Source organism: Variovorax boronicumulans, from assembly GCF_040544675.1.
Lineage (GTDB): Bacteria > Pseudomonadota > Gammaproteobacteria > Burkholderiales > Burkholderiaceae_C > Variovorax > Variovorax boronicumulans_D.
The window spans coordinates 102259-124570 of the sequence record NZ_JBEPKK010000017.1 but is presented as its reverse complement, the minus strand read 5'-3'; the positions used below and the strand labels follow the sequence as shown (position 1 = coordinate 124570).

Here is a 22312-nt window from a genome sequence, read left to right as displayed (position 1 = left end):
TGTGATCTCAGTGCGTACGTGGGCATTGGGCATGGCAGCATCTCCAAGGATGCCTCACCACAAGCAGTTCTCGTGCCTACGAATTAACGGGACAGAACACTAGCCGGTCAGTTGCTGAGGGTCACGCGCGCGAACTTGCGCTTGCCGACCTGCACCACGTAGCTGCCTGCGGGCAGCTTCAGCGCCTTGTCGCTGATCACGACCGAGTCGACCCGCACGCCGCCGCCCTCGATCAGACGGTTGCCGTCCCCGGCGGAAGACGCCAGGTTTGCCTGCTTCAGCAACTGGGCGATGCCCAGCGGGGCGCCAGACAGCGAGACCTCGGCGATCTCGTCCGGCACGCCGCCCTTGCTGCGGTTGATGAAATCCTGCTCAGCCGCCTCGGCCGCCGCCGCGCTGTGAAAACGCGCGGTGATTTCCTTGGCCAGCGCCACCTTTGCATCCTTCGGGTTGCGGCCCGCCGCGATTTCGGCCTTCAGCGCCTCGATCTGCGCCAGCGACTGAAAGCTCAGCAGCGTGTACCAGCGCCACATCAGCGTGTCGGAAATCGACAGCACCTTGGCGAACATGGTGTTGGCGTCCTCACTGATGCCGATGTAGTTGTTCTTGCTCTTGGACATCTTCTCGACGCCATCGAGCCCTTCAAGCAGCGGCATAGTGAGTATGCACTGCGGTTCTTGGCCGTATTCCTGCTGGAGATGACGGCCGACGAGCAGGTTGAACTTCTGGTCGGTGCCGCCCAGCTCCAGGTCGCTCTTGAGCGCCACCGAGTCGTAGCCCTGCATCAGCGGGTAGAGGAATTCGTGCACCGAGATCGATTGGCCGGCCTTGAAACGCTTGCTGAAGTCATCGCGCTCCATCATCCGGGCCACGGTGTACTTGGCGGCCAGCTGGATCATTCCGCGGGCGCCCAGGGGGTCGCTCCATTCGGAGTTGTAGCGAATCTCGGTCTTCTCGGGGTCCAGCACCAGGCTGGCCTGCCTGTAGTAAGTCTGGGCGTTGGCCTCGATCTGCTCCTTGGTGAGCGGCGGGCGGGTGCTGTTCCGTCCGGAGGGGTCGCCGATGGTGGTGGTGAAGTCGCCGATCAGGAAGATCACCCGATGCCCCAGGTCCTGAAGCTGGCGCATCTTGTTGAGCACCACCGTGTGGCCGATGTGGATGTCCGGAGCGGTCGGATCGAGCCCCAGCTTGATCCGCAGCGGCGTTCCCGTGGCCTCGGAGCGCTGGAGCTTGCGCACCCATTCGTCCTGCGGCAGCAGCTCGTCAGCCCCTCGGAGGGATATTTCGAGCGCACGTCCTACACTATTTGAGAGGCTCGTGGATGTAACAGATTCGGCGTTCATGGGCTTTTTTGGCAGATTTTTGGGTGGCCGAAGCTATACTCAGCCCGACTTTTCAAGCGCCGGATTCTAAGCGGCGCTTTTTTCCGCACCGTCTCCTGCCGCCCTGACCGCACTGGGCCTTGCAGTACGGATTTGCAGAACCTGAGCTGGAATTCAAAGATTGATCAACGGCATTCTTGCCGCCGAGGAGCTCCTTGCTTCCCGCGTGGCCTATACGTTCCGGACCTACCCCAAGCAGATCACCGCGGTCATCGCTGCGGCCATGCTGAGCGCCGGCACCCTCGCGGTCGCATCGCTGGGCCCTGACGCGTCCGACCTCCCCGTCCACCAGATTCTCGAAGCCACGGCGCCCCAGTCTTTCGCAGACCAGACCGCGTCGCTCGAGAACTTCAGCTTCACGCTGTTCCGCACCGACATCACCCGGTCCAGCGACACGGCCGAGGCCCTGCTCAAGCGCCTAGGCATTTCCGACCCGGCCGCCACCGCCTTCGTGCGCGGCAGCGGCGAAGCCCGCAATGCGCTGTTTGCCCGCGCCGGCCGCACCATCACGGCCGAAGCCACGCAAGAAAACCAGCTCAAGAAGCTCAGCGCCCGCTGGATTCCCGACGGCGACGGCGGCTTCAAGCGCTTCGTGATCGAGCGCACGCCCGTGGGCTTCGTCGCCCTCACCGAGCGCGACACCCTGACGCCGGGCACGCGCCTGGCGAGCGGCACCATCCGCACCTCGCTGTTCGCCGCCACTGACGACTCGCGCATTCCCGATGCGGTGGCCAGCCAGCTGGCCGACATCTTCGCGGGCGACGTCGACGTGCGCGCCCTGCGCAAGGGCGACCGCTTCGCCGTGGTCTACGAGACCTTCGAAGCCGACGGCCAGGCGCTGCGCAGTGGCCGCGTGCTCTCGGCCGAGTTCGAGAACAACGGCAAGATCCACCAGGCCGTCTGGTTCCAGCCCCCGGGCGCGGGCCAGAAGGGCAGCTACTACCGCCCGAACGGCGACAGCCTGCGCAAGGCCTACCTGGCGACGCCGGTCGAGTTCTCGCGCGTGTCCAGCGGCTTCGCGATGCGCATGCATCCGATCCTGAACAGCTGGCGCCAGCACAACGGCGTCGACTACGCGGCCCCCACCGGCACCTCGGTGCGCACGGTCGGCGACGGCACGGTCGATTTCGCGGGCACGCAGAACGGCTACGGCAACATCGTCATCATCACGCACCGCAACAACCAGCAAACGGCGTATGCGCACCTGAGCCGCATCGACGTCAAGGCCGGCCAGAGCGTGAGCCAGGGGCAGACGATCGGCGCCGTGGGCTCCACGGGCTGGGCTACCGGCCCGCACCTGCACTTCGAATACCGCGTGGGCGGCGTCTACCAGGACCCGGCCACCATCGCGCAAGAAGGCGGCGCACCGATCACCGCGGCCCTGCGCCCGGCGTTCGAGCGCGTCGCCGTCGGCGCCCGCACCGAGCTGGCCGCGGCCTTCTCGGTCGTCCAGGCCAGCGCGGACTGAACACGCACGCGCCGCCGCAGCCTCTTCTCTAGATCCGATCCGGAGATGGCTGCCGAGCTTTTCATCGGCCTGATGTCAGGCACCTCGCTCGACGGCGTCGATGGCGTGCTCGCAGACTTCTCCGATGGCTGCATGGCCGTGCAGGCCTACGCCACCGCCGGGTTTCCCGTGTCGCTGCGCGCGGAGCTCATGGCACTCAACACCCCCGGCGACAACGAGCTGCATCGCGCGGCGCTCGCCGGCAATGGGCTCGCCAGGGCGTATGCCGGCGTGGTCCACCAGCTTCTGGCGGACAGCGGCATCGCCGCCGGCTCGGTCGTCGCCATCGGCGCGCACGGACAAACCGTGCGGCACCGCCCCCTCGAGTTCGACGAAGTCGGCTACACCCTGCAAATCAACAATCCCTCGCTCCTGGCCGAACTGACCGGCATCGACGTGGTGGGCGATTTCCGCAGCCGCGATCTGGCGGCCGGCGGCCAGGGGGCGCCGCTGGTGCCGGCGTTTCACCGCGCGCTGTTCGCACGGCCCGACGAAAGCGTCGCGGTGCTGAACATCGGGGGCATCTCGAACCTGAGCCTGCTGCCGGCCACCAACGCACCCAACGGTGCCATCGTGAAGGGTTTCGACTGCGGGCCCGGCAATGCGTTGATGGACCACTGGTGCCAGACCTACCTGGGCGAGCCCTTCGACCGCGGCGGCCAATGGGCAGCCAGCGGGCAGGTGCTGCCCGAACTGCTCGCGCAATTGCAGGCCGAGCCGTATTTCGCCAAGGCGCCGCCCAAAAGCACCGGACGCGACCTGTTCAACCCGACCTGGCTGGCCGCACACCTTGGCACCGCGACCATGGCGCCGGCCGATGTGCAGGCCACGCTGACCGAGTTGACCGCAAGCGCCTGCGCGGCGGACCTGCTCGGCCATGGAAAAGACAGCACGCTGCTGATCGTGTGCGGCGGCGGCGCGCTGAACGACCATCTGCTCGGCCGCCTGCGGGCGCTGCTTCCGGGCGTCCGGGTGGTGCCGTCGACCGACCATGGCTTGCCGCCCCAGCAGGTCGAAGCTGCGGCTTTTGCCTGGCTGGCACGCGCCACCATTCGGCGCGATGCAGGCAATCTGGCGAGCGTGACCGGTGCTCGCGGGGCGCGGGTGCTGGGCGCGATCTCCCCCGCCTGAAGGCTTGAAGGCTGCCTCGCGCCTCAGCCCTGGCCCGAAACCTCCGGATGCGCCGGCTGCGCCGCCCGCACTTCTGCGGGCAGATGCCAGAAGATCAACGCCGATGCGACCGTGATCAGTCCCATGCTGGCGAATGTGGCCTGGAATGCATTGAGCGTGTGAGCGGCCGTCTCGGCACCGAAAATCCCGTTGTAGCCCGCGAGCACGGCACCCGCCGCCGCCACGCCGAGGCTCATTGCCAGCATCTGCACCATCGACAGCAGGCTGTTGCCGCTGCTGGCCATGCTGCCGTCCAGGTCCTTGAGCGTGATCGTGTTCATTGCCGTGAACTGCAACGAATTGACCGCGCCGAAAGCCAGCAGTTGCAGCACATGCAGCGCCAGCGGCTGCCCCGGCGCCGTCAAGCCGAAGCTGGCCATGGTGCAGCCCACGAGCACCGTGTTGACCACCAGCACCTTGCGGTAGCCGTGGCGGGTGATCAGCGGCGTGGCAAAGCGCTTCATGGCCATGCCGGCCAGGGCGATGGGCAACATCATCAGCCCCGCTCGCACAGGCGAATAGCCCATGGACACCTGCAGCAGAAGCGGCACGAGAAACGGCATGCAGCTGCTTCCCAGGCGCGAGAACAGGTTGCCGATGAGCCCGATGCTGAGCGTGGGCACGCCGAAGAGCGAAGGCGCAAACAGCGGCTCCGGCGTGCGCGCCGCGCGCAGCCAGTAGGCCACCACGCTTGCGAAGCCGAAGATCAGCACCACCATCACGCCGCCCTGGCGCAGCCCCAGCTCGGACACGCCGTCGAGCGCCAGCGAGATCGCCACCATGCCGAAGGCCAACATCGCGTAGCCCACGCTGTCGAAGCGCTTCTGGATGGCGCCGCGCAGGTCGGGCATGTACTTGAGCGTGGCGATGCAGCCCGCCAGACCCACCGGCAGGTTGATCAGGAAGATCCAGTGCCAGGACGCGTACTGAACCAGCCACCCGCCCAGCGTGGGCCCAAGCAGCGGCCCGATGAGCCCCGGAATCGCGACGAAGCTCATCGCCTGCAGGAACTCGCCGCGCGGCACGGTGCGCAGCAGCGCCAGGCGCCCCACGGGCAGCAGCAAGGCACCGCCCAGGCCCTGCACCACCCGCGCGGCCACCAACTGGCCCAGGCCCTGCGAGAGCGCGCACAGCAGCGAGCCGGCGGCAAACAGCACGATCGCCGAAAAGAAGATGCGCCGCGTGCCGAAGCGGTCGGCAATCCAGCCCGAGGCCGGGATCAGCATCGCCATCGTGAGCGCATAGGCCACCACCACCGACTGCATGCGCAGCGGGCTCACATTCAGGCTCGCGGCCATGGCCGGCAGCGCGGTGTTGATGATGGTGGCGTCCAGCGTCTGCATGAAGAAGCCGACGGCCACGAGCCACAGCAGGCTCTTGCGGGAGGGATCGACCGCGGAGGGGGCTTCGGACGTCATGAAAGAAGAGGAAGGAGAGCGAAAAACGACGGGCAGCAAAAAGCCGCCCGGAGGCGGCTTTGTCGAAAGGGCCTTGTCAGAGGCATCCGGGCATCAGGCCGAGAAGCTCGATCCGCAGCCGCAGGTGCTGGTGGCGTTCGGGTTCTTGATCACGAACTGGGCGCCTTGCAGGTCTTCCTTGTAGTCGATCTCGGCGCCAACGAGGTACTGGTAGCTCATGGCATCGATCAGCAGCGACACACCGTTCTTGGTCATGGTGGTGTCGTCTTCATTGGTGATCTCGTCGAAGGTGAAGCCGTACTGGAAGCCGGAGCAGCCGCCGCCTTGCACGAACACGCGCAGTTTCAGTTCGGGGTTGCCTTCTTCGGCGATCAGGTCGGCCACCTTGGCGGCCGCGCTGTCCGTGAAGACGATCGGCTCGGGCATCTGGGTCTGGATGTTTTCGGCTACGGCGCTCATGGGGGATAACTCCTAGGGGGCCGTACAAGCGGCCAAGGGAACGAATGCTACTGCAATGCCGCAATTTCGGCAGGCTGACTGTGGCGTGCACCCCAACGCAAGTGGGGTCGGATGCCCTGAATGCCAAGGCCCAGCAACGACAAAGCCGCCCGAAGGCGGCTTTGGGTTCGCAAGGAACAGGATCAGCGCTTGCTGAACTGCTTGCGACGACGGGCGGAGTGCAGACCGACCTTCTTACGCTCGACTTCACGCGCATCGCGCGTCACGAAGCCGGCTTGGCTCAGGACGGGCTTGAGCGTTGCGTCGTAGTCGATCAGGGCACGGGTGATGCCGTGGCGCGTGGCGCCGGCTTGACCCGATTCGCCGCCACCGTTCACGTTGACCATCACGTCGAAAGCTTCGAGGTTGTTGGTCAGCGCCAGGGGCTGCTTGGCAATCATGATCGAGGTTTCGCGGCCGAAGAACTCTTGGATGTCCTTGCCGTTGACCGTGATCTTGCCGGTGCCTTTTTTCAGAAACACACGGGCGACGCTGGATTTGCGACGGCCGGTGCCATTGTTCCATTCACCAATCATTCTCAAGGCTCCTTACAGTTCCAGCACTTTGGGCTGTTGGGCGGTATGCGGGTGCTCTGCGCCACCGTAGACCTTGAGTTTCTTGATCATCGCGTAGCCAAGCGGACCCTTGGGCAGCATGCCCTTGACGGCCTTTTCCAGGGCACGACCCGGGAACTTGGATTGCATGTCGCGGAAGTTGGTGGCACTGATGCCGCCCGGGTAGCCCGAGTGACGGTAGTACACCTTGTCGATCGACTTGGCGCCGGTGACGCGCAGTTGCGCGGCATTGATGATGACGATGAAGTCACCGGTATCGACGTGAGGCGTGTAAATGGCCTTGTGTTTGCCGCGCAAACGGAGAGCAACTTCGCTGGCTACTCGTCCGAGGACCTTGTCGGTCGCGTCAATCACAAACCACTCGTGCGTCACGTCAGCGGGCTTGGCGCTGAACGTTTTGGTCATGAGTTTTCTCTTGAAAAGAGGGTTTGGCGAGCCCTTTTCCACGGTCGGCGTTCCTCTGATGGGAATCTCTTAGGTGGGTTTTCACGCCCGAAAAGCCAAAGCAAGAGCCAAAGCGATTGCAAGGACAAGGCGGGTGATGTGCCTTCGCCGCGGGGCTACAAAAACGCTGCGAAGCCCGCGATTATATAAAGAATGGCCTTGTGCTGGCAAATTTGCATATGGGCGTCCCAACACCGTTACCATTCTCCCCCTATGTTCAGTTACCGCCACGCCTTCCATGCCGGCAACCACGCCGACGTGCTCAAGCACACGGTGCTGATTGCCACGCTCGACCATCTGCTTGAAAAAGAGGCAGCCCTCACGGTCGTCGACACCCACGCCGGCGCCGGCCTGTACCGGCTCGACGGCGACTACGCCGACACCAGCGGCGAGGCGGCAGACGGCATCCTGCGGCTTCTCGCACCCAAGAAAGAGACCGCGGCGGCCGCGCCCGCTGCTGCAAAGTCGGCCGCCAAGAAAGTGGCGCCGGAAGCCGAAGCCCCGCTGGCCGACGCGATTGCGCGCTACCTCGGCGTGATCGCCGACTTCAACCCCAAGGGCGGCGCCCGCGTCTACCCCGGCTCGCCGTTCATCGTGCAGCACCTGCTGCGCGACCACGACAAGCTCAAGCTGTTCGAACTGCATCCGACCGATGCCCGCACGCTGGACGCCAACATCGCCCAGCTCGAGGCCGGCCGCCAGATCGCCGTGCTGCGTGAAGACGGCTTCGGCAGCGCCACCAAGTTCCTGCCGCCGCCCTCGCGCCGCGCGCTGGTGCTGATGGACCCGAGCTACGAGATCAAAAGCGACTACGGCCGCGTGCTCGACTTCGCAGCCGAGGCGCTCAAGCGCTTCGCCACCGGCACCTACGCCGTCTGGTATCCGATCATTCCGAGGCCCGAGGCGCACGATCTGCCGCGTCGGCTGAAGACCATGGCGACCAAGGCCGGGAAGCCGTGGCTGCATGCCACGCTGACGGTCAAGTCGAGCAAACTGACGGCCACGCCGACCGGCGAAACCAAGCGTCCGGGACTGCCGGCCAGCGGCATGTTCCTGATCAATCCGCCCTACACGCTCAAGCCGTTGCTGGCCGCCGCATTGCCGCAACTGGCCGAAAAGCTCGCGCAGGACCGGCACGCCACCTTCTCGCTCGAAGCCGGGGGCTGATCGGCCCCTGCCGGACGAAAGCCTATCGGCGCTGCCGCGGCGGCACGATCACCTTGCGGCGCGCCGGAACCTTGGCCCTGGGGCGCTCGGCCACCGGTGCCGGCGCCGCGGCATCGCCCGGCTCCACATCCACACCGCCGCAGCGCATGCCCGACGGGCCGACCACCGACAGCGCGACCTGCTTGATGCCCAGCCCCGTGAGGCCGATGCGGTCCGCTGCGGCGCGGCTCAGGTCGATCACCCGGCCCTGCGTGTAGGGGCCGCGGTCGTTGATGCGCACCAGCACTTCGCTGCCGTTGACCAGGCTGCGCACGCAGACGCGGGTGTTGAAGGGCAAGGTCTTGTGCGCGGCCGTCATGGCGCTCATGTCGAAGCGCTCGCCGTTCGCCGTCTTGCGCTGGTGGAACTGGATGCCGTACCAGGAAGCCCCGCCGCGCTCGAAGATTTCGCGCGGCCCGTCGTCGCCGGGCACGCCGTCATCGGGCGTCAGTTCGCCGGTGCCCGATACCGCAAGGTCGTAGCGCACCGAAGGCACATCCGACCGCGCGGAGGCTCCCGGCGGAACCGCCAGCGCCGGTGACAGCGGCCGCAGCCGCGACCCCGACGCGGCACCGGGGTCGGCTCCGCTCTCTGTCGCGGGCGGCATGGCGCAGCCTGCGAGCGCGCAGGTCGCAGCGACGAGCGCGAGACGAAGCCCCGCGCGCAGCGACGACCCTGCGGCGCGCCCTCTCAATCGAGGCGCTCCAGCACAGCCAGCGTCGCCGCCGACTGGTTCATCGTGTAGAAGTGGATGGCCGGCGCGCCGCCGTCGCGCAGGCGCGCGCACAGGTCCGTCACCACGTCCAGGCCGAAGGCCTTGATCGACGCCGTGTCGTCGCCGAAGCCCTGCAGCCGCAGGCGAATCCAGCGCGGAATCTCGGCGCCGCAAGCATCCGAGAAGCGCATCAGCTGCGTGGAGCTGGTGATGGGCATGATCCCCGGCACGATGGGTGTGTCCAACCCCAGCTTGCGCGCGTCGTCCACGAAGCGGAAATAGGCCTCGGGGCTGAAGAAGTACTGCGTGATGGCTGAATCGGCCCCCGCCTTCACCTTGGCCGCAAAGGCCTGCAGGTCGGCTTCGGGCGAGCGGGCCTGCGGGTGCACTTCGGGGTAGCAGGCCACCTCGATGTGAAAGTCGCGCCCCGTCTCTTCGCGGATGAAGGCGACCAGGTCGCTTGCGTACTGGAACTCGCCGCCGACGCCGTAGCCGCTCGGCAGGTCGCCGCGCAATGCCACGAGGCGTTTGATGCCCATCGCCTTCAGCTCGGCCAGTTGCTCCCGCACCGTGGCCTTGGTGGCGCCGATGCACGAGAAATGGCTCGCGGCGTCGACGCCTTCGTCCAGGATCTCCTTCACCGCACCGAAAGTGCCGTGGTGCGTGGAGCCGCCGGCGCCGTAGGTGACCGAGCAGAACTGCGGCTTGCGTACATACAGCTGCTGGCGCACCGCGCGCAGCTTGACCGCGCCTTCGGGCGTCTTGGTCGGAAAGAATTCGAAACTCAGCGGAAGGCGCACCTGCGTCTCCTTAGGAACCGGTCGCGCCCGTCGCGCGCACGGCGTGAATGAAAAACTCGCGGTTGCCGTCGCCGCCCGCGATGGGGCTGTCGAACCACTGCAGCACCTTGAGGCCGAGCGCCTCGCAGGCGTCGCGCAGCCGCTTCTCGACCACCGGGTACATCGCCTCGTCGCGCACGATGCCGCCCTTGCCGACCTGGCCCGGCTGCAGTTCGAACTGCGGCTTGACGAGCATCAGCAACCGGCCGTCGTCGGCCAGGAATTCGACCACCGCCGGCAGCACCAGCGTGGCCGAAATGAACGACAGGTCGCCCACGATCAGGTCGAAACGCCATTCGGAAGGCTCCTCGCCTTCTTCCTGCAGATCGTCCGCCGACAAGGCCCGCGCGTTGACGCCTTCGATGGCGACCACGCGCTCGTCCTCGCGCAGCTTGGCGTGCAACTGGCCGTGGCCGACATCGACGCCCACGACCTTGGCCGCGCCGCGCTGCAGCAGGCAATCGGTGAAGCCGCCGGTCGACTGGCCCACGTCCAGGCACAGCTTGCCGGCGGGGTCCACACCGCTCACCGTCAGCGCGCCTTCGAGCTTGAGCCCGCCGCGCGAGACATAACGCGCCTCGGCCGCATCGTCGAGCTCAAGCTCGGCCGATTCAGGCACTTCGTCCTTGTTCTTGACGACCGAGCGCCATGCGTCGCTCGTGCCCGCATCGCGCCAGCGCATGCCGCCGGCGATGAGCCGGACAGCTTGCGAACGCGACGCAGCCATGCCGCGTTCCACCAACAGTTGATCAGCGCGCATGGGCGAAGCGCCGGGCCGCCCCAAGCAAGCTCGCACCGCGGTGCGAAGCACGGAGGTTTTTCATCATGCTTTTAGTAGCGGTACGTGTCCGGCTTGTACGGGCCGTTCTTGCTCACGCCGATGTAGGCGGCCTGGGCGTCGGTCAGCTCGGTCAGCATGGCGCCGACCTTCTTCAGGTGCAGGCGCGCCACCTTCTCGTCGAGGTGCTTGGGCAGCACGTAGACCTTGCCGACCTGGTAGGCGTCGGGCTTGGTGAAGAGCTCGATCTGCGCGATGGTCTGGTTGGCGAACGACGACGACATCACGAAGCTCGGGTGGCCCGTGCCGCAGCCCAGGTTCACCAGGCGGCCCTTGGCCAGCAGGATGATCTTCTTGCCGTCCGGGAAGGTGATGTGGTCCACCTGCGGCTTGATTTCTTCCCACTCGTACTTCTCGATCGACGCGACGTCGATCTCGTTGTCGAAATGGCCGATGTTGCAGACGATGGCCTGGTCCTTCATCTTGGCCATGGTGTCGTGCGTGATGACGTCCTTGTTGCCGGTGGTGGTCACGAAGATGTCGGCCTTGTCGGCGGCGTATTCCATCGTCACGACCTTGTAGCCTTCCATCGCGGCCTGCAGGGCGTTGATGGGGTCGATTTCGGTCACCCACACCTGGGCGCTGAGGGCGCGCAGGGCCTGGGCCGAGCCCTTGCCCACGTCGCCGTAGCCGGCCACGCAGGCCACCTTGCCGGCGATCATCACGTCGGTCGCGCGCTTGATGCCGTCCACCAGCGATTCGCGGCAGCCGTACAGGTTGTCGAACTTGCTCTTGGTGACCGAGTCGTTCACGTTGATGGCGCGGAACAGCAGCGTGCCCTTGGCGCTCATCTCGTTCAGGCGATGCACGCCGGTGGTCGTCTCTTCGGTCACGCCGATGATCTCGGCCGACTTGCGGGTGTACCAGGTGCCGTCCACGGCCAGCTTGGCCTTGATGGCGGCGTAGAGGATGCGCTCTTCCTCGCTGGTCGGGTTGGCCAGCACGCCCAGGTCCTTCTCGGCGCGTTGGCCCAGGTGCATCAGCAGCGTGGCATCGCCGCCGTCGTCCAGGATCATGTTCGGGCCTTCGCCCTTCGAACCCTTGGGGCCGAAGTCGAAGATGGCATGCGTGTATTCCCAGTAGTCGGTCAGCGACTCGCCCTTGATCGCGAACACCGGCGTGCCGGCGGCGGCGATGGCGGCGGCGGCGTGGTCCTGCGTCGAGAAGATGTTGCACGAAGCCCAGCGCACTTCAGCGCCCAGGGCTTGCAGCGTCTCGATGAGCACGGCCGTTTGAATGGTCATGTGCAGCGAGCCGGTGATGCGCGCGCCCTTGAGCGGCTGCGCCTTCGAGAACTCTTCGCGGATGGCCATCAGGCCGGGCATTTCGGTTTCCGCGATGCGGATTTCCTTGCGGCCCCAGGCGGCGAGGGACAGGTCGGCGATCGCCTGGTCGGCGGTGGACACGGGGGTGGGCTTGAGAACAGCGCTCATGGAGGACTCCAAAACTGGTTTGAAAGATGCCACTGCGTTCGGGGGTCTGACGGAAAAAGGACTCACCGCGAGAACAGCGGATGAGCGTGGTTGCGATGTGGTCCGAGCCTCACGCCTGACGGCGCTGCAACGCTCCTCGGAACGGCGGATTGTAGACGGGGTGTCCGGCCGAGCCAACCGCTGGGGTATCCCATATGACGGGAAGCACGTTTGGTTTTCGAGGCGTACATTGATCCGCACTCCAACACAAAGAACCTCTCCATGCTCTACAGAATCCCATCGACCCTGCTGGCTGCGGCCGCCCTTCTTGCCGCCGCGGCCGCGCCGGACATCGCCTCTGCGCAGGCTGCCTCCGAACAAGTCCGCATCCGCGGCACCATCGTCCGCGTCGACGCCAAGACCCTCGTGGTGCAGGACCGCGGCGGCGAAGTCGTCAGCCTCGCGCGGCCGGCCGACATGCAGCTGTCGGAGGTCTACCGCATCAAGCTCGCCGACATCAAGCAGGGCAGCTTCATCGGCACCGCCGCCATGCCGCAGGCCGACGGGACGCAGAAGGCGCTCGAAGTCGTGGTGTTCCCCGAGGCCGCGCGCGGCACCGGCGAAGGCCATCGCCCGTGGGACCTGCTGCCGCAGAGCACCATGACCAATGCCACCGTCGCCGACCTGGCCGCGGCGCCTCGATCGGTGAAGGGCGGCCAGCAGTTGCGCCTGACCTACAAGGGCGGCGAGAAGACCGTCATCGTGCCGCCCGACGTGCCGGTCGTGACCTTCCGCCCCGGCACGGAGGCGCTGCTGGTGCCCGGCGCCAAGGTGCTGGTCAACGCACAGGAAAAGAACGGCACGCCCACGGCGCTGCGCGTGACGGCCGGGCGCAACGGCTTCGCGCCGCCGATGTAGGCATTCAGCACGGCTTTCAATATCCAAGGGAAATCCCGCAGGCATTTCTATCGCTGCGGCGCCCTTGGCCGTGCCGGTGCGGCGTATCGTGGCGAGGGACTTTTGCCGTCCGGCCGGTCCTCGTTTGCCATTCACCCGTTCACCCGACACAGGAGATTCCGCACCATGGCCACTGCCAAGAAAGCCGCCGCCAAGAAGACCACTGCCAGCAGCAGCAGTAGCAGCAAGACGGCCGCCCCCAGCGCCGCCGACATGCTCAACCCGATGAAGAATCTCAAGGGCATGACCGACCGCCTGCAGGAACTCAACCTGACCGGCGGCGCGGGCAAGCTGCTCGACAGCGGCCGCAAGGATCTTCAGGCGCTGATGCAGGCGAACGAAAAGTCCTACCAGGGCCTGCAGACCGTGGTGCAGCGGCAAACCGAAATGATCAAGAGCGCCATCACCGAATGGCAGGCGGCCGCCAAGGAAATGCCCGGCAACGACGCCAAGGCCAACCTCGCCAAGCTCGACGAGCTCGGCCGCCAGTCGTTCCAGCGCGCCATCGACGACATCAAGGAACTGGCGAACCTCGCGGCCAAGTCGCAGGCCGACGCCTTCGACGTGGTGCGCCAGCGCATCCAGTCCAATGTGGACGAAGTGACCAAGATGCTGCAGCGCAAGTAGGCGCGGGGCGCTCGCGCGATGACCGCCGTCCCACCCGCTATCGAGCGGCGCAGATGCGGGCGTATGGGATGACGGAGGCTTTCTAGGGCATAAAGCGGGGCATGGACCTGCAGTCTTTCTCCAAACTCATCGCCAAACGCCTCTATCCGCTGCTGCGGAATGAAGGATTCAAGGGCTCCGGAAGCACGCTGCGGCGCATCGACGGGCCGCTGGTGCATGTCTTCAACGTGCAGGGCGGCTCGGGCGGGGCGCGGTGCTACATCAACCTGGGGGCGCACCTGTCGTTCCTGTCGACCGGCACGGCCGACTGGCAGCCCGAGAAGCTGACCGAGGCGGAGTGCGCGTTCCGCGGCCGCATCGAGCCGCCGCCGGAACAGCGCGTCGGCTGGGTCTACGGCGCATCGGAAGAAGAGGCGGACCGCAACGTCTCGGCCCTGATCGCGGCCTGGGATAGCCAGGGGCGCGCTTTCTTCGCCCCATACACGGCCTACCCCGCCGACTTCGTTCGTCTCGTCGAAGGGCTGGTTCCCGACGAGGTCCACCCGGCGACCTGCCTCACGATGGCGCGTCTCGCGCTCGAGCTGGGCAACAAAGCGAAGGCCCTCGCGCTCATCGACTCGGGCCTGGCCCGCGCCAAGCCTCAGGCCACCGGCCTCCTGCAGTCGCTCTCGCGGATGCGCGAAACCGCGGGCGCATCGTAAGGATCCAGACCGGCTTGCGCCTCCGAGCCGGCCCGCCACGGGCCACCTTCTAAAATCGCGGCATTCCCCCGCCGATTGCCCATCTTGTCTTTTGTTGCCGAAACCCGCCGCCGCCGCACCTTCGCGATCATTTCCCACCCTGACGCCGGCAAGACCACGCTGACCGAAAAGCTGCTGCTTTTCTCCGGCGCGATCCAGATCGCCGGCTCGGTGAAGGCGCGCAAGGCCTCGCGCCATGCCACCTCCGACTGGATGGAAATCGAAAAGCAGCGCGGCATCTCGGTGGCCTCCTCGGTCATGCAGATGCTCTACCGCGACCACGTCATCAACCTGCTCGACACGCCCGGCCACAAGGACTTCTCGGAAGACACCTACCGCGTGCTCACCGCCGTCGACTCGGCGCTGATGGTGATCGACGCGGCCAACGGCGTGGAAGCGCAGACGCGCCGGCTGATCGAGGTTTGCCGCCAGCGCGACACGCCCATCATCACCTTCGTCAACAAGATGGACCGGGAAGTGCGCGAGCCGCTGGACATCCTCGACGAAGTGGAGCGCGAGCTCGGCATGCCCTGCGTGCCGATGACCTGGCCCGTGGGCCAGGGCAAGAGCTTCCGCGGGATCATGAACCTGCGCACACAGACGATGACGGTGTTCGAGTCCGGTAGCGAACGGCTGCCGCACGATTTCGAGACGATTCCGCTGACGGAACGCGACAAGCTCACCCAGCGCTTCGGCGCCGATTTCGAATCCGCCATGGACAGCATGGAGCTGGCCACCGGCGCCTCCCCCACCTGGGACCGGGAAGCTTTCCTGGCCGGCAAGCAGACGCCGGTGTTCTTCGGCTCGGGCGTGAACAACTTCGGCGTGATGGAAGTGCTCGATGCGCTGGTCGACCTGGCGCCCTCGCCGCAGTCGCGCACCAGCACCACCATGGTCAATCGCCAGCCGGTGGTGAAAGAGATCCAGCCCGAGGACAAGGACTTCGCGGGCGTGGTCTTCAAGGTGCAGGCCAACATGGACGCCAACCACCGCGACCGCATCGCCTTCGTGCGCATGGCCTCGGGCAAGTACACGCCGGGCATGAAGCTCAAGGTGCAGCGCACCTCGAAAGAACTGCGCCCCACCAGCGTCGTGACCTTCATGAGCCAGCGCCGCGAGGCCGTCGAAGAGGCCTATGCGGGCGACATCGTGGGTTTCACCACCCACGGCGGCGTGCAGCTGGGCGACACCATCACCGACGGCGCGAGCCTGCAGTTCACCGGCCTGCCCTTCTTCGCGCCCGAGCTGTTCATGACGGTGATCCTGAAGAACCCGCTGCGCACCAAGCAACTGCAGCAGGGCCTGGCCCAGCTCGGCGAAGAAGGTGCGATCCAGGTGTTCCGCCCCGAAGTCGGCGGGCCGATGCTGCTGGGTGCCGTCGGCCAGCTGCAGTTCGAAGTGGTGCAGCACCGCCTGAAGGCCGAATACGACGCCGACGTGCGGCTCGAAGGCTGCCAGTACACGGGCGCGCGCTGGATCACCGCCGACACGCCGGCTGAGCTGCGCGAGTTCGTCAACGCCTACCCGGTTCGCATGGCCAAGGACGCGGCCGACACACTGGCCTTCCTGTGCACCTCGCCGTACGACGTGCGGCTGGCGCAGGAGCGGTTTCCGAAGATTCATTTCCATCCGCTGCGGGAGCACGCGGGGCTGGCGCTGCAGAGCGCGGGCTGAGCAAGAAGGGTCAGCTGCCCGTCGAGGCGTAGTGGCGCGCCGCGCCGGCGGGAAGCTGCACGCAACCGCCGGTACGATCGCGGACTCCGCAGAGATCGCTCGCCATGTCCTCGTCTTCTTCCTTGCCCCCCTCGCCCACCCACCTGCTCCCGCTGGCCCGTTGGCCGGCGCCCGCACGCCGCGCGCTCGTTGGCGTGTTCACCGACATCGACGACACGCTCACCAGCGAAGGCGCCATCACCGCCGATGCACTGCAGGCGTTGGGCGACCTCAAGGCGGCGGGCCTCGCCATCGTGGCGATCACGGGGCGGCCCGTGGGCTGGAGCCTGCCCTTCGTCAACACCTGGCCGGTCGATGCCATCGTGGCGGAGAACGGCGCGGTGGCGCTGCTGCCCTCGGCCGACGGCCGGGTCGAAAAGCGCTACCAGCAGGATGCGCCCACGCGCGCCGCCAACTTCGCGCGCATGCAGGCGGTGCTGGCACGCATCGAGCAAGAGATTCCGGGGGCCCAGCGCGCCACCGACTCGCCGGGCCGCGAGACCGACATCGCCATCGACCACAGCGAGTTCGTGCAGCTGAGCGAACAAACCATTGCGCAGGTGGTCGCGCTGATGCGCGGCGAAGGCATGCACGCCACGGTGAGCAGCATCCACATCAACGGCTGGTACGGCGACAACGACAAGCTCGAGGGCGCGCGCTGGATCGTGCGCGAGCTGTGGGGCCGCACGCTCGACTACGAGCTCGACCGCTGGGCCTACGTGGGCGACTCCACCAACGACCAGCTGATGTTCCGCACGTTTGCAAGCAGCATCGGCGTGGCGAACGTGGCGCGCTTCGTGCCGCAGCTGGAGCACCTGCCGCGCTATGTGACGGAGGGCGAGCGCGGCACGGGGTTTGCCGAGGCGGCGCGCGCGATTCTTTCGGTGCGCAGCGCTACTCGCTGACCGGCAGGCTGCGAGCGGTGCGGCGCAGCACTGCCCACTGGCGCCAGATGCCGAAGGCGGCGATCAGCAGCAGCAAGGCCGCATAGCCTTCCACCGTGTTCAGCAGGCCGAGCGGCTTCACCAGGAAGCCCGCCAGCATCGCGGGCAGGCTGAACGCGAGGTAGCAGACCACGAAGATGGCCGCGAACAGCTCGCCGCGCTCATGCGAATCGGCGAGCGGTGCCAGCGTCTGCACCAGCGCCGAGAAGGCCCCGCCGAAGCCCAGGCCCGCGACCGCGGTGCCGACGAAGAACAGCGCGAGCGACTTCGTTGCCAGCGACGCCAGCAGCAACGCGAGGCCGACCGCGATGCTCGCCGTGCCGAAGACGACTGCCCCGGGCGGGGAGACGCGGCTGAGCAGCGTCGGCGCAAGCGCGCCGAAACCGGATAGCACCGCCACTGTGAGGCCGTTGACCACGCCGTTGTCGATGTGGAACACATGCAGCATCAGCGACGGCGCCAGCGAGAGGTAGAGGCCGCCCAGCGCCCACACCGCGACGAACACCGGCAGGCCGCGCAAGAAATCGGCCCGGGCCCGCACGGGAATCGACACGCGCGGCATCAGCGAGGCCAGCGCACCGGGGCGCGGCGTGACGGTCTCCGGCATCCACAGCACCACGGCCGCGCCCACCGCGAACACCACGGCCAGCACGCCGAAAACCAGCACCACAGGCTGGGCAGTGAACTTGACCGCGATGCCGGTCAGCAGCGCGCCCACCGCGAGCCCCGCGAGCGGCGACACGCTGGTGATCATCGCGCCCAGGCGCTTGCGCGATGCCGGCGCCGCCTCGACCACCGCCGCGCTCAACGCGCCGCTCGCGATGCCCGTGGCCACGCCCTGCACGACACGCGCGACGATCAGCCCGGCGATGTCCTGCGCCAGCACGAACAGCCCCATCGCCACCGCCTGCAGCACCAGCGCTGCCAGCACCACCGGGCGGCGGCCGATGTGGTCGGACAGCGAGCCGGCCACCAGCAGCGAGATCAGCAACGCAATCGCGTAGATCGCGAACGCCACCGTGAGCATCGACGCCGAAAAGCCCCAGGCGTGCTGGAACACGACGAACAGCGGCGTGGGTGCGGCCGCCGCGAAGAAAAAGGCGAAGAGCACCGCGGCCAGCAGCGGAAAACCGACCGCTGCCGGCAGGCGCCAGGGCCTGGAGCGGGCAGCGATATCGGCGGTGGCAACGGCGAGTTCAGGGCAGGAGGAAGACATGTCTGATCCTTAACGCAATTTTTTTAGCTTTTTGCGATTCTAGACCTGCAAATTCACTAAAGCAAATAAGTTTGCGTTAAAGTCCTCGCATGAACGATGTTGTCCTTCCCAACAAGCGTCCCGGCGGCCGCAGCGCCCAGGTGCAGGCGCTGGTGCGTACCGCCCTCGAACAGCTGGTGGCCGAGGAGGGGCGGGAACGCGTCACCGTGCCGGCCGTGGCCGAGCGCGCGGGAGTCAGCGCCTCCAGCATCTACCGGCGCTGGGGCGACCTGTCGGGCCTGCTGGCCGAGACGGCCACGCACCGGCTAGACCCCAACCGGCCGCTCCCCGATACGGGCTCGCTGCGCCAGGACCTGACGTCGTGGGCGCAGGAACTCATCACCCACCTTGCGCAGCCGTGCAGCAAGTCGTTGTTGAAAGCTGCGGCCGCGCTGGCCAACGACGGTGCGGACACCGACTGCCTGCGCAACCGCCGCAAGGAAGCGCTGACGCTGGTCGAGCAGGCGCGCGCCCGCGGCGAGCATGCGCCCGAGGCGCAACAGGTGATCGATCACCTGATTGCGCCGATCGTGTTCCGGCTGGTGTTTGGGGCCGATCCGGTGAAGCCGGAGCTGGCGGAGCGGTTGGTGGGGGAGTTGTTTGCCATCACCGACAAGGCTAATTAATGCGCCTTAATAGCTCGCCAAAGCCCGTTGGACATGTCGATCGACTCGACACATCATCCGAACATGTTTAAAAAATCAGACTAAATCGACATGTTGTGCTGCCATGTCGATGACATCGACATGGCAGTCACTTCACCAGCTCGGCAAAAAGTGCATCGTTGATGTAGTACTTTTCGCGTCCGCGCTTGCTTTCACGCAAGACGCCGAGCTTGACCAGCGCCTGAAGGTAGCCTGAGGCCGTTTGCCGCTTGGCAATCCCAGCGTCCACCAGGAACTGGATCTTGGTGTACGGGTGCCGGAAGATCACCTCGATCAAGTCCTTGCTGTAGACGCCAGGCGCCTCGCGCTGCACGCGTTCACGAACCTGTTCCATCAGGTCGCGGATCCGGTTGACTTGATCGAAGGTCTGCTGAGCAGTGCTTTCGACAGCACGCAGCATGAACAGCAGCCAGTTTTCCCAGTCCTGCGATTCCGTCACGCGACGCAGCCCGTCGTAGTAGTCCGCCTTGTTCGCGATGATGTAGCGCGACAAGAACAGCACGGGAATGTCCAGCAACCCCTTGTCGACCAGGAAGAGCAGATTCAGGATGCGGCCCGTGCGCCCATTTCCATCAGGAAAAGGGTGGATCGCCTCGAACTGGTAGTGCATCACCGCCATCTTCAGCAGCGGGTCCAGATCGTCTTCGGCGTGGATGAATTTCTCGAGATTCGCCAGCTTGTTGCGAATGACGGCCTCGCCGACCGGTGGCGTGTAGACCACCTCGCCGCGTCCGTTCTTCAAGGCGGTGCCGGGGACGGCCCGCACATCGAATTCGATCTGCTTGATGCGCTGGGCGATTTCAATGAACAGGTTGGTCGCCAGCGGGCGCGTCTTCAGCGCATCGAAGCCGTGATAGAGCGCCTCGCGGTAGCGCAAGACCTCCTTGGTCTGCGCGTCGGTGTTGCCATCGGCATCGGCATCGGCCCGGTAGAGCTCGTCATTGGTCGTGACGATGTTCTCGATTTCCGAAGACAACCGCGCCTCTTGCAGCACGACGCTGCTGATCAGCACCGCCTGGTTCGGAATCTGCGCGGCCAGGCCCCGCAAATTGGCCAGCACGCGGTTGGCACCGATGGCCTGCTTGAGCACCACCTTGCTTTCGAGTTCGAAAGCGGGCGGCAGCAGCGGAAGGTCATTGAATGGCTGGTTTCGGTCGAACTTCATTTAGCGCCGCCGAGGGCGGACATGCATAGAAAAGGCCGATCTTTATACATGTCTCGCCGAACATGTTTAAAAAATCGGATTTTTTAAACATTAACCGTGCGCTATTGACGGATCAAGAGCCCTTCGCCAACCCCAGCTTCTCGATCACCACCTTCTCCTTCACCACCGTGTCCTGCGCGAACTTGGTGTACGTGGCCGAGCTCATGTAGTTCGGCAGCATGTCGTAGCGCCCGAGCGAGGCCACATAGCTCGGCTCTTCCATCGCCTGCTTGAACGCGTCGTGCAGCTTCTTCACCACCTCGGGCGGCGTGCCCTTGGGTGCGCCGATGCCGAAGGGCGAGTTCTGCACGATGTCGTAGCCCAGCTCCTTGAGCGTGGGCGCATCGGGGAACTTGGCCAGGCGCTTGTCGCCCCAGGTGTTGAGTACGCGCAGCTTGCCGGCCTCGACCTGCGGCGCAAAGCCGGTGCTGTCGGCGGCGGCCATCAGCTGGCCGCTGACCACGGCGAGCATCAGGTCGGCGCTGCCCTTGTAGGGCACGTGCTGCAGCTGGATGCCGGCCTGCTGCGCAATGATTTCGGTCGTCAGGTGCGGGCTGGTCAGGTTGCCGGTGGAGCCGTAGGTGAGCTTGCCGGGGTTGGCCTTGGCGTAGGCGACGAAATCGGCCCAGGTCTTGAACGGGCTGTCGGCCGGCACCACGATGCCGAAGGCATAGCCGGTCACGTTCAGCACATAGCTGATGTCCTTGAGCGGGTCCCAGTTGATCTTGGTGGTGTAGCCGAGGCGAAACACGCCGAGCGGAATCTGCGCGACGGTGTAGCCATCGGGCTGCGCGGTCTGCAGCGCCTGCGCGGGCAGCGTGCCGCCGGCGCCGGGCTTGTTGTCGACGATGACCGGCTGGCCAATGATCTTGCTCGCGTTGTCGGCAAGCTGGCGCATCGTGATGTCGGTCGGCCCGCCCGCGGGGAAGGCGATGACCAGCTTGATGGGCTTGGCGGGAAACGCCTGGGCAAATGCCGCCAGCGGAAAAGCAACACCGCACGCGGCGAGCGTGGCGGCACAGAGAAGGGAACGGCGGGACATGGCGGGGCTCCTGAGAACGTGAACAACCGCGCATTGGGCCTTGCCCCGCCGGGCCGGGCAATCGGGGCTCACCCGACTGCTGTCGCGCAGGTTGCTCCCAGCCTCAGCCGGCAGCCTGGTCGAAGCCTTCGAGCACGTTCACCGTGTTGACGCCCACCTCCGCCACCGCATAGCCGCCTTCGAACACGAACACCGTGGGTAACCCTGCGCGCGCGAGGTCTTCTCCCATGCGCAGGTAGTCGTCGCTCTTGAGCTTGAAGCCGGAGATGGGGTCGCCTTCGAAGGTGTCGACGCCCAGCGAAACCACCAGCGCGCCCGCCTTTACTTTTGCGATGCCGTCGAGCGCCGTCTTCAGCGCCGCGCGCCATGCCGCGAAGTCGGTGCCGCGCGGCAGCGGCAGGTTGTGGTTGAAGCCTTCGCCCTCGCCGGCGCCGCGTTCGTCGGCGTGGCCGAGGTAATACGGGTAATCGGTGAACGGATCGCCGTGCAGGCTCGCGAAGTGCACATCGCTCCGGTCATAGAAGATGGCCTGCGTGCCGTTGCCGTGGTGGTAGTCGACATCGAGCACGGCCACGCGCTCCACGCCCGCATCGCGCAGCGCCTGCGCGGCCACCGCGGCGTTGTTGATGAAGCAGTAGCCGCCGAAGAAATCGCTTCCCGCGTGGTGACCCGGCGGCCGCGTGAGCGCGAAGGCCGAGCGCTGGCCGGCAAGGACGCGCTGCGTCGCCGTCCACGCGCAGGCCGCGCCCTGCCGTGCGGCGGCCCAGCTGCCGGCCGTGAGCGGCGTGCCCGCATCGAAAGAGAACAGCCCCAGCCGCGCCGGAAAGCTCTGCGGCAGCACATCGGTGCGCATGCCGCGCGTGGGCCAGTACGAAGGGAGCGCGTCGCGCGATGCATTCGCCGGATCGAGCGCCACCCACTCGTCCCACGCACCGGCGATGAAGTCGAGGTAGCGCGGCGCATGCACCTTCGCGAGCAACGCATCGTCGAGCGCATCGGGCGCCTGCAACGGGCCGAGCCCGCGGCGCTCCAGCTCATGCTTCACATGGTCGACGCGGGCCGGCACCTCGAAGCAGGGCACCAGTTCGCCACGGAACATTTCGACTTTGCCCTGGTGCAGTGCGTGCTGGTCGTTGTAGATGGTGAGCATGAAGAAGAAAA

At 66.3% G+C, this 22312-nt stretch carries 22 protein-coding genes and 1 riboswitch; of the genes, 9 read left to right on the top strand and 13 right to left on the bottom strand.

The annotated features are described in order from the left end of the window. Positions 1-107: 107 nt before the first annotated feature. Positions 108-1343, bottom strand: a complete 1236-nt coding sequence (gene tyrS / locus ABIC90_RS24050) for a tyrosine--tRNA ligase (protein WP_354358635.1) — start codon at positions 1341-1343, stop codon at positions 108-110. Between the two features lie 160 nt (positions 1344-1503). On the opposite strand from tyrS, the gene ABIC90_RS24045 reads away from it, so the two are divergent. Continuing rightward, complete coding sequence (locus ABIC90_RS24045; RefSeq protein WP_354358633.1) at positions 1504-2850, top strand: M23 family metallopeptidase; 1347 nt, start codon at positions 1504-1506, stop codon at positions 2848-2850. A gap of 45 nt (positions 2851-2895) precedes the next feature. Continuing rightward, positions 2896-4020, top strand: a complete 1125-nt coding sequence (locus tag ABIC90_RS24040) for an anhydro-N-acetylmuramic acid kinase (RefSeq protein ID WP_354358631.1) — start codon at positions 2896-2898, stop codon at positions 4018-4020. Between the two features lie 23 nt (positions 4021-4043). Here ABIC90_RS24040 and mdtD read toward each other — a convergent pair whose 3' ends face one another. The 4 genes from mdtD to rplM form a co-directional block, all read right to left on the bottom strand. Continuing rightward, on the bottom strand, positions 4044-5477 hold the full coding sequence (gene mdtD, locus ABIC90_RS24035) for a multidrug transporter subunit MdtD (RefSeq protein WP_354358629.1): 1434 nt from the start codon (positions 5475-5477) through the stop codon (positions 4044-4046). 93 nt (positions 5478-5570) lie between these two features. Further along, the gene (gene erpA / locus ABIC90_RS24030; RefSeq protein ID WP_013543663.1) at positions 5571-5936 is read right to left on the bottom strand and encodes an iron-sulfur cluster insertion protein ErpA; all 366 of its coding nucleotides are present in this window, start codon (positions 5934-5936) and stop codon (positions 5571-5573) included. Positions 5937-6118: 182 nt separating this feature from the next. Continuing rightward, on the bottom strand, positions 6119-6511 hold the full coding sequence (gene rpsI, locus ABIC90_RS24025) for a 30S ribosomal protein S9 (protein ID WP_007827948.1): 393 nt from the start codon (positions 6509-6511) through the stop codon (positions 6119-6121). 12 nt (positions 6512-6523) lie between these two features. Next, on the bottom strand, positions 6524-6955 hold the full coding sequence (gene rplM, locus ABIC90_RS24020; RefSeq protein WP_013543664.1) for a 50S ribosomal protein L13: 432 nt from the start codon (positions 6953-6955) through the stop codon (positions 6524-6526). A 252-nt stretch (positions 6956-7207) separates the two neighbouring features. Between rplM and ABIC90_RS24015 the strand changes: the two genes are divergently transcribed. Beyond that, positions 7208-8161, top strand: coding sequence for a 23S rRNA (adenine(2030)-N(6))-methyltransferase RlmJ (locus ABIC90_RS24015; protein WP_354358626.1), 954 nt, complete (start codon positions 7208-7210; stop codon positions 8159-8161). Between the two features lie 22 nt (positions 8162-8183). Here the strand turns inward: ABIC90_RS24015 and ABIC90_RS24010 are convergent, their stop codons facing one another. The 4 genes from ABIC90_RS24010 to ahcY all read right to left on the bottom strand — a co-directional run bounded on the left by ABIC90_RS24010 (position 8184) and on the right by ahcY (position 12025). Beyond that, positions 8184-8807, bottom strand: coding sequence for a septal ring lytic transglycosylase RlpA family protein (locus ABIC90_RS24010; protein WP_354358624.1), 624 nt, complete (start codon positions 8805-8807; stop codon positions 8184-8186). Positions 8808-8890: 83 nt separating this feature from the next. After that, positions 8891-9715 carry a methylenetetrahydrofolate reductase [NAD(P)H] gene (gene metF, locus ABIC90_RS24005; protein WP_354358622.1) on the bottom strand — a complete coding sequence of 275 codons (825 nt, stop codon included), beginning with the start codon at positions 9713-9715 and terminating at the stop codon, positions 8891-8893. Positions 9716-9725: 10 nt separating this feature from the next. Further along, a complete protein-coding gene (locus ABIC90_RS24000) occupies positions 9726-10514 on the bottom strand; it encodes a TlyA family RNA methyltransferase (RefSeq protein ID WP_354358620.1) in 789 nt (262 codons plus the stop codon). A gap of 71 nt (positions 10515-10585) precedes the next feature. Further along, the gene (gene ahcY / locus ABIC90_RS23995) at positions 10586-12025 is read right to left on the bottom strand and encodes an adenosylhomocysteinase (RefSeq protein WP_354358618.1); all 1440 of its coding nucleotides are present in this window, start codon (positions 12023-12025) and stop codon (positions 10586-10588) included. Positions 12026-12100: 75 nt separating this feature from the next. Further along, positions 12101-12169, bottom strand: a riboswitch (S-adenosyl-L-homocysteine riboswitch). Between the two features lie 117 nt (positions 12170-12286). Here ahcY and ABIC90_RS23990 point away from each other — a divergent pair. The 5 genes from ABIC90_RS23990 to ABIC90_RS23970 all read left to right on the top strand — a co-directional run bounded on the left by ABIC90_RS23990 (position 12287) and on the right by ABIC90_RS23970 (position 16946). Continuing rightward, positions 12287-12922: a hypothetical protein gene (locus ABIC90_RS23990; protein ID WP_354358616.1), complete on the top strand. Its 636-nt coding sequence runs from the start codon at positions 12287-12289 to the stop codon at positions 12920-12922. Between the two features lie 165 nt (positions 12923-13087). Continuing rightward, positions 13088-13588, top strand: a complete 501-nt coding sequence (gene phaP, locus ABIC90_RS23985) for a TIGR01841 family phasin (protein ID WP_354358614.1) — start codon at positions 13088-13090, stop codon at positions 13586-13588. A 101-nt stretch (positions 13589-13689) separates the two neighbouring features. Then, entirely contained in the window at positions 13690-14289 is a 600-nt protein-coding gene (locus ABIC90_RS23980) for a DUF4304 domain-containing protein (RefSeq protein ID WP_354358612.1), read from the top strand. A gap of 84 nt (positions 14290-14373) precedes the next feature. Continuing rightward, positions 14374-16002 (top strand): peptide chain release factor 3, encoded by a 1629-nt coding sequence (locus ABIC90_RS23975; RefSeq protein ID WP_354358610.1) that lies wholly within the window; start codon positions 14374-14376, stop codon positions 16000-16002. A gap of 104 nt (positions 16003-16106) precedes the next feature. After that, positions 16107-16946: an HAD-IIB family hydrolase gene (locus ABIC90_RS23970; RefSeq protein ID WP_354358608.1), complete on the top strand. Its 840-nt coding sequence runs from the start codon at positions 16107-16109 to the stop codon at positions 16944-16946. On the opposite strand, the gene ABIC90_RS23965 is transcribed toward ABIC90_RS23970, so the two are convergent. Then, on the bottom strand, positions 16936-18201 hold the full coding sequence (locus tag ABIC90_RS23965) for an MFS transporter (protein ID WP_354358606.1): 1266 nt from the start codon (positions 18199-18201) through the stop codon (positions 16936-16938). The genes ABIC90_RS23970 and ABIC90_RS23965 overlap by 11 nt on opposite strands. Positions 18202-18290: 89 nt before the next feature. On the opposite strand from ABIC90_RS23965, the gene ABIC90_RS23960 reads away from it, so the two are divergent. Next, complete coding sequence (locus ABIC90_RS23960; RefSeq protein WP_354358604.1) at positions 18291-18866, top strand: TetR/AcrR family transcriptional regulator; 576 nt, start codon at positions 18291-18293, stop codon at positions 18864-18866. A 127-nt stretch (positions 18867-18993) separates the two neighbouring features. Here ABIC90_RS23960 and ABIC90_RS23955 read toward each other — a convergent pair whose 3' ends face one another. The 3 genes from ABIC90_RS23955 to ABIC90_RS23945 all read right to left on the bottom strand — a co-directional run bounded on the left by ABIC90_RS23955 (position 18994) and on the right by ABIC90_RS23945 (position 22301). Further along, positions 18994-20070 carry a Fic family protein gene (locus tag ABIC90_RS23955; RefSeq protein WP_354358602.1) on the bottom strand — a complete coding sequence of 359 codons (1077 nt, stop codon included), beginning with the start codon at positions 20068-20070 and terminating at the stop codon, positions 18994-18996. 112 nt (positions 20071-20182) lie between these two features. Beyond that, complete coding sequence (locus ABIC90_RS23950; RefSeq protein WP_354358600.1) at positions 20183-21151, bottom strand: Bug family tripartite tricarboxylate transporter substrate binding protein; 969 nt, start codon at positions 21149-21151, stop codon at positions 20183-20185. A 103-nt stretch (positions 21152-21254) separates the two neighbouring features. After that, positions 21255-22301, bottom strand: a complete 1047-nt coding sequence (locus tag ABIC90_RS23945; protein WP_354358641.1) for a histone deacetylase family protein — start codon at positions 22299-22301, stop codon at positions 21255-21257. Positions 22302-22312: the final 11 nt, after the last annotated feature.

Bases quoted from the DNA above. Each gene is read 5' to 3' on its own strand.
- erpA (WP_013543663.1), bottom strand. From the start codon at position 5,936: ATGAGCGCCGTAGCCGAAAACATCCAGACCCAGATGCCCGAGCCGATC.
- ABIC90_RS23960 (WP_354358604.1), top strand. From the start codon at position 18,291: ATGAACGATGTTGTCCTTCCCAACAAGCGTCCCGGCGGCCGCAGCGCC.
- ABIC90_RS23990 (WP_354358616.1), top strand. From the start codon at position 12,287: ATGCTCTACAGAATCCCATCGACCCTGCTGGCTGCGGCCGCCCTTCTT.
- ABIC90_RS23965 (WP_354358606.1), bottom strand. From the start codon at position 18,201: ATGTCTTCCTCCTGCCCTGAACTCGCCGTTGCCACCGCCGATATCGCT.
- ABIC90_RS24000 (WP_354358620.1), bottom strand. From the start codon at position 10,514: ATGCGCGCTGATCAACTGTTGGTGGAACGCGGCATGGCTGCGTCGCGT.
- ABIC90_RS24040 (WP_354358631.1), top strand. From the start codon at position 2,896: ATGGCTGCCGAGCTTTTCATCGGCCTGATGTCAGGCACCTCGCTCGAC.
- ahcY (WP_354358618.1), bottom strand. From the start codon at position 12,025: ATGAGCGCTGTTCTCAAGCCCACCCCCGTGTCCACCGCCGACCAGGCG.
- rplM (WP_013543664.1), bottom strand. From the start codon at position 6,955: ATGACCAAAACGTTCAGCGCCAAGCCCGCTGACGTGACGCACGAGTGG.
- ABIC90_RS23980 (WP_354358612.1), top strand. From the start codon at position 13,690: ATGGACCTGCAGTCTTTCTCCAAACTCATCGCCAAACGCCTCTATCCG.
- ABIC90_RS23970 (WP_354358608.1), top strand. From the start codon at position 16,107: ATGTCCTCGTCTTCTTCCTTGCCCCCCTCGCCCACCCACCTGCTCCCG.
- ABIC90_RS24010 (WP_354358624.1), bottom strand. From the start codon at position 8,807: ATGCCGCCCGCGACAGAGAGCGGAGCCGACCCCGGTGCCGCGTCGGGG.
- tyrS (WP_354358635.1), bottom strand. From the start codon at position 1,343: ATGAACGCCGAATCTGTTACATCCACGAGCCTCTCAAATAGTGTAGGA.
- phaP (WP_354358614.1), top strand. From the start codon at position 13,088: ATGGCCACTGCCAAGAAAGCCGCCGCCAAGAAGACCACTGCCAGCAGC.
- ABIC90_RS23955 (WP_354358602.1), bottom strand. From the start codon at position 20,070: ATGAAGTTCGACCGAAACCAGCCATTCAATGACCTTCCGCTGCTGCCG.
- ABIC90_RS24015 (WP_354358626.1), top strand. From the start codon at position 7,208: ATGTTCAGTTACCGCCACGCCTTCCATGCCGGCAACCACGCCGACGTG.
- rpsI (WP_007827948.1), bottom strand. From the start codon at position 6,511: ATGATTGGTGAATGGAACAATGGCACCGGCCGTCGCAAATCCAGCGTC.
- ABIC90_RS23945 (WP_354358641.1), bottom strand. From the start codon at position 22,301: ATGCTCACCATCTACAACGACCAGCACGCACTGCACCAGGGCAAAGTC.
- ABIC90_RS23950 (WP_354358600.1), bottom strand. From the start codon at position 21,151: ATGTCCCGCCGTTCCCTTCTCTGTGCCGCCACGCTCGCCGCGTGCGGT.
- mdtD (WP_354358629.1), bottom strand. From the start codon at position 5,477: ATGACGTCCGAAGCCCCCTCCGCGGTCGATCCCTCCCGCAAGAGCCTG.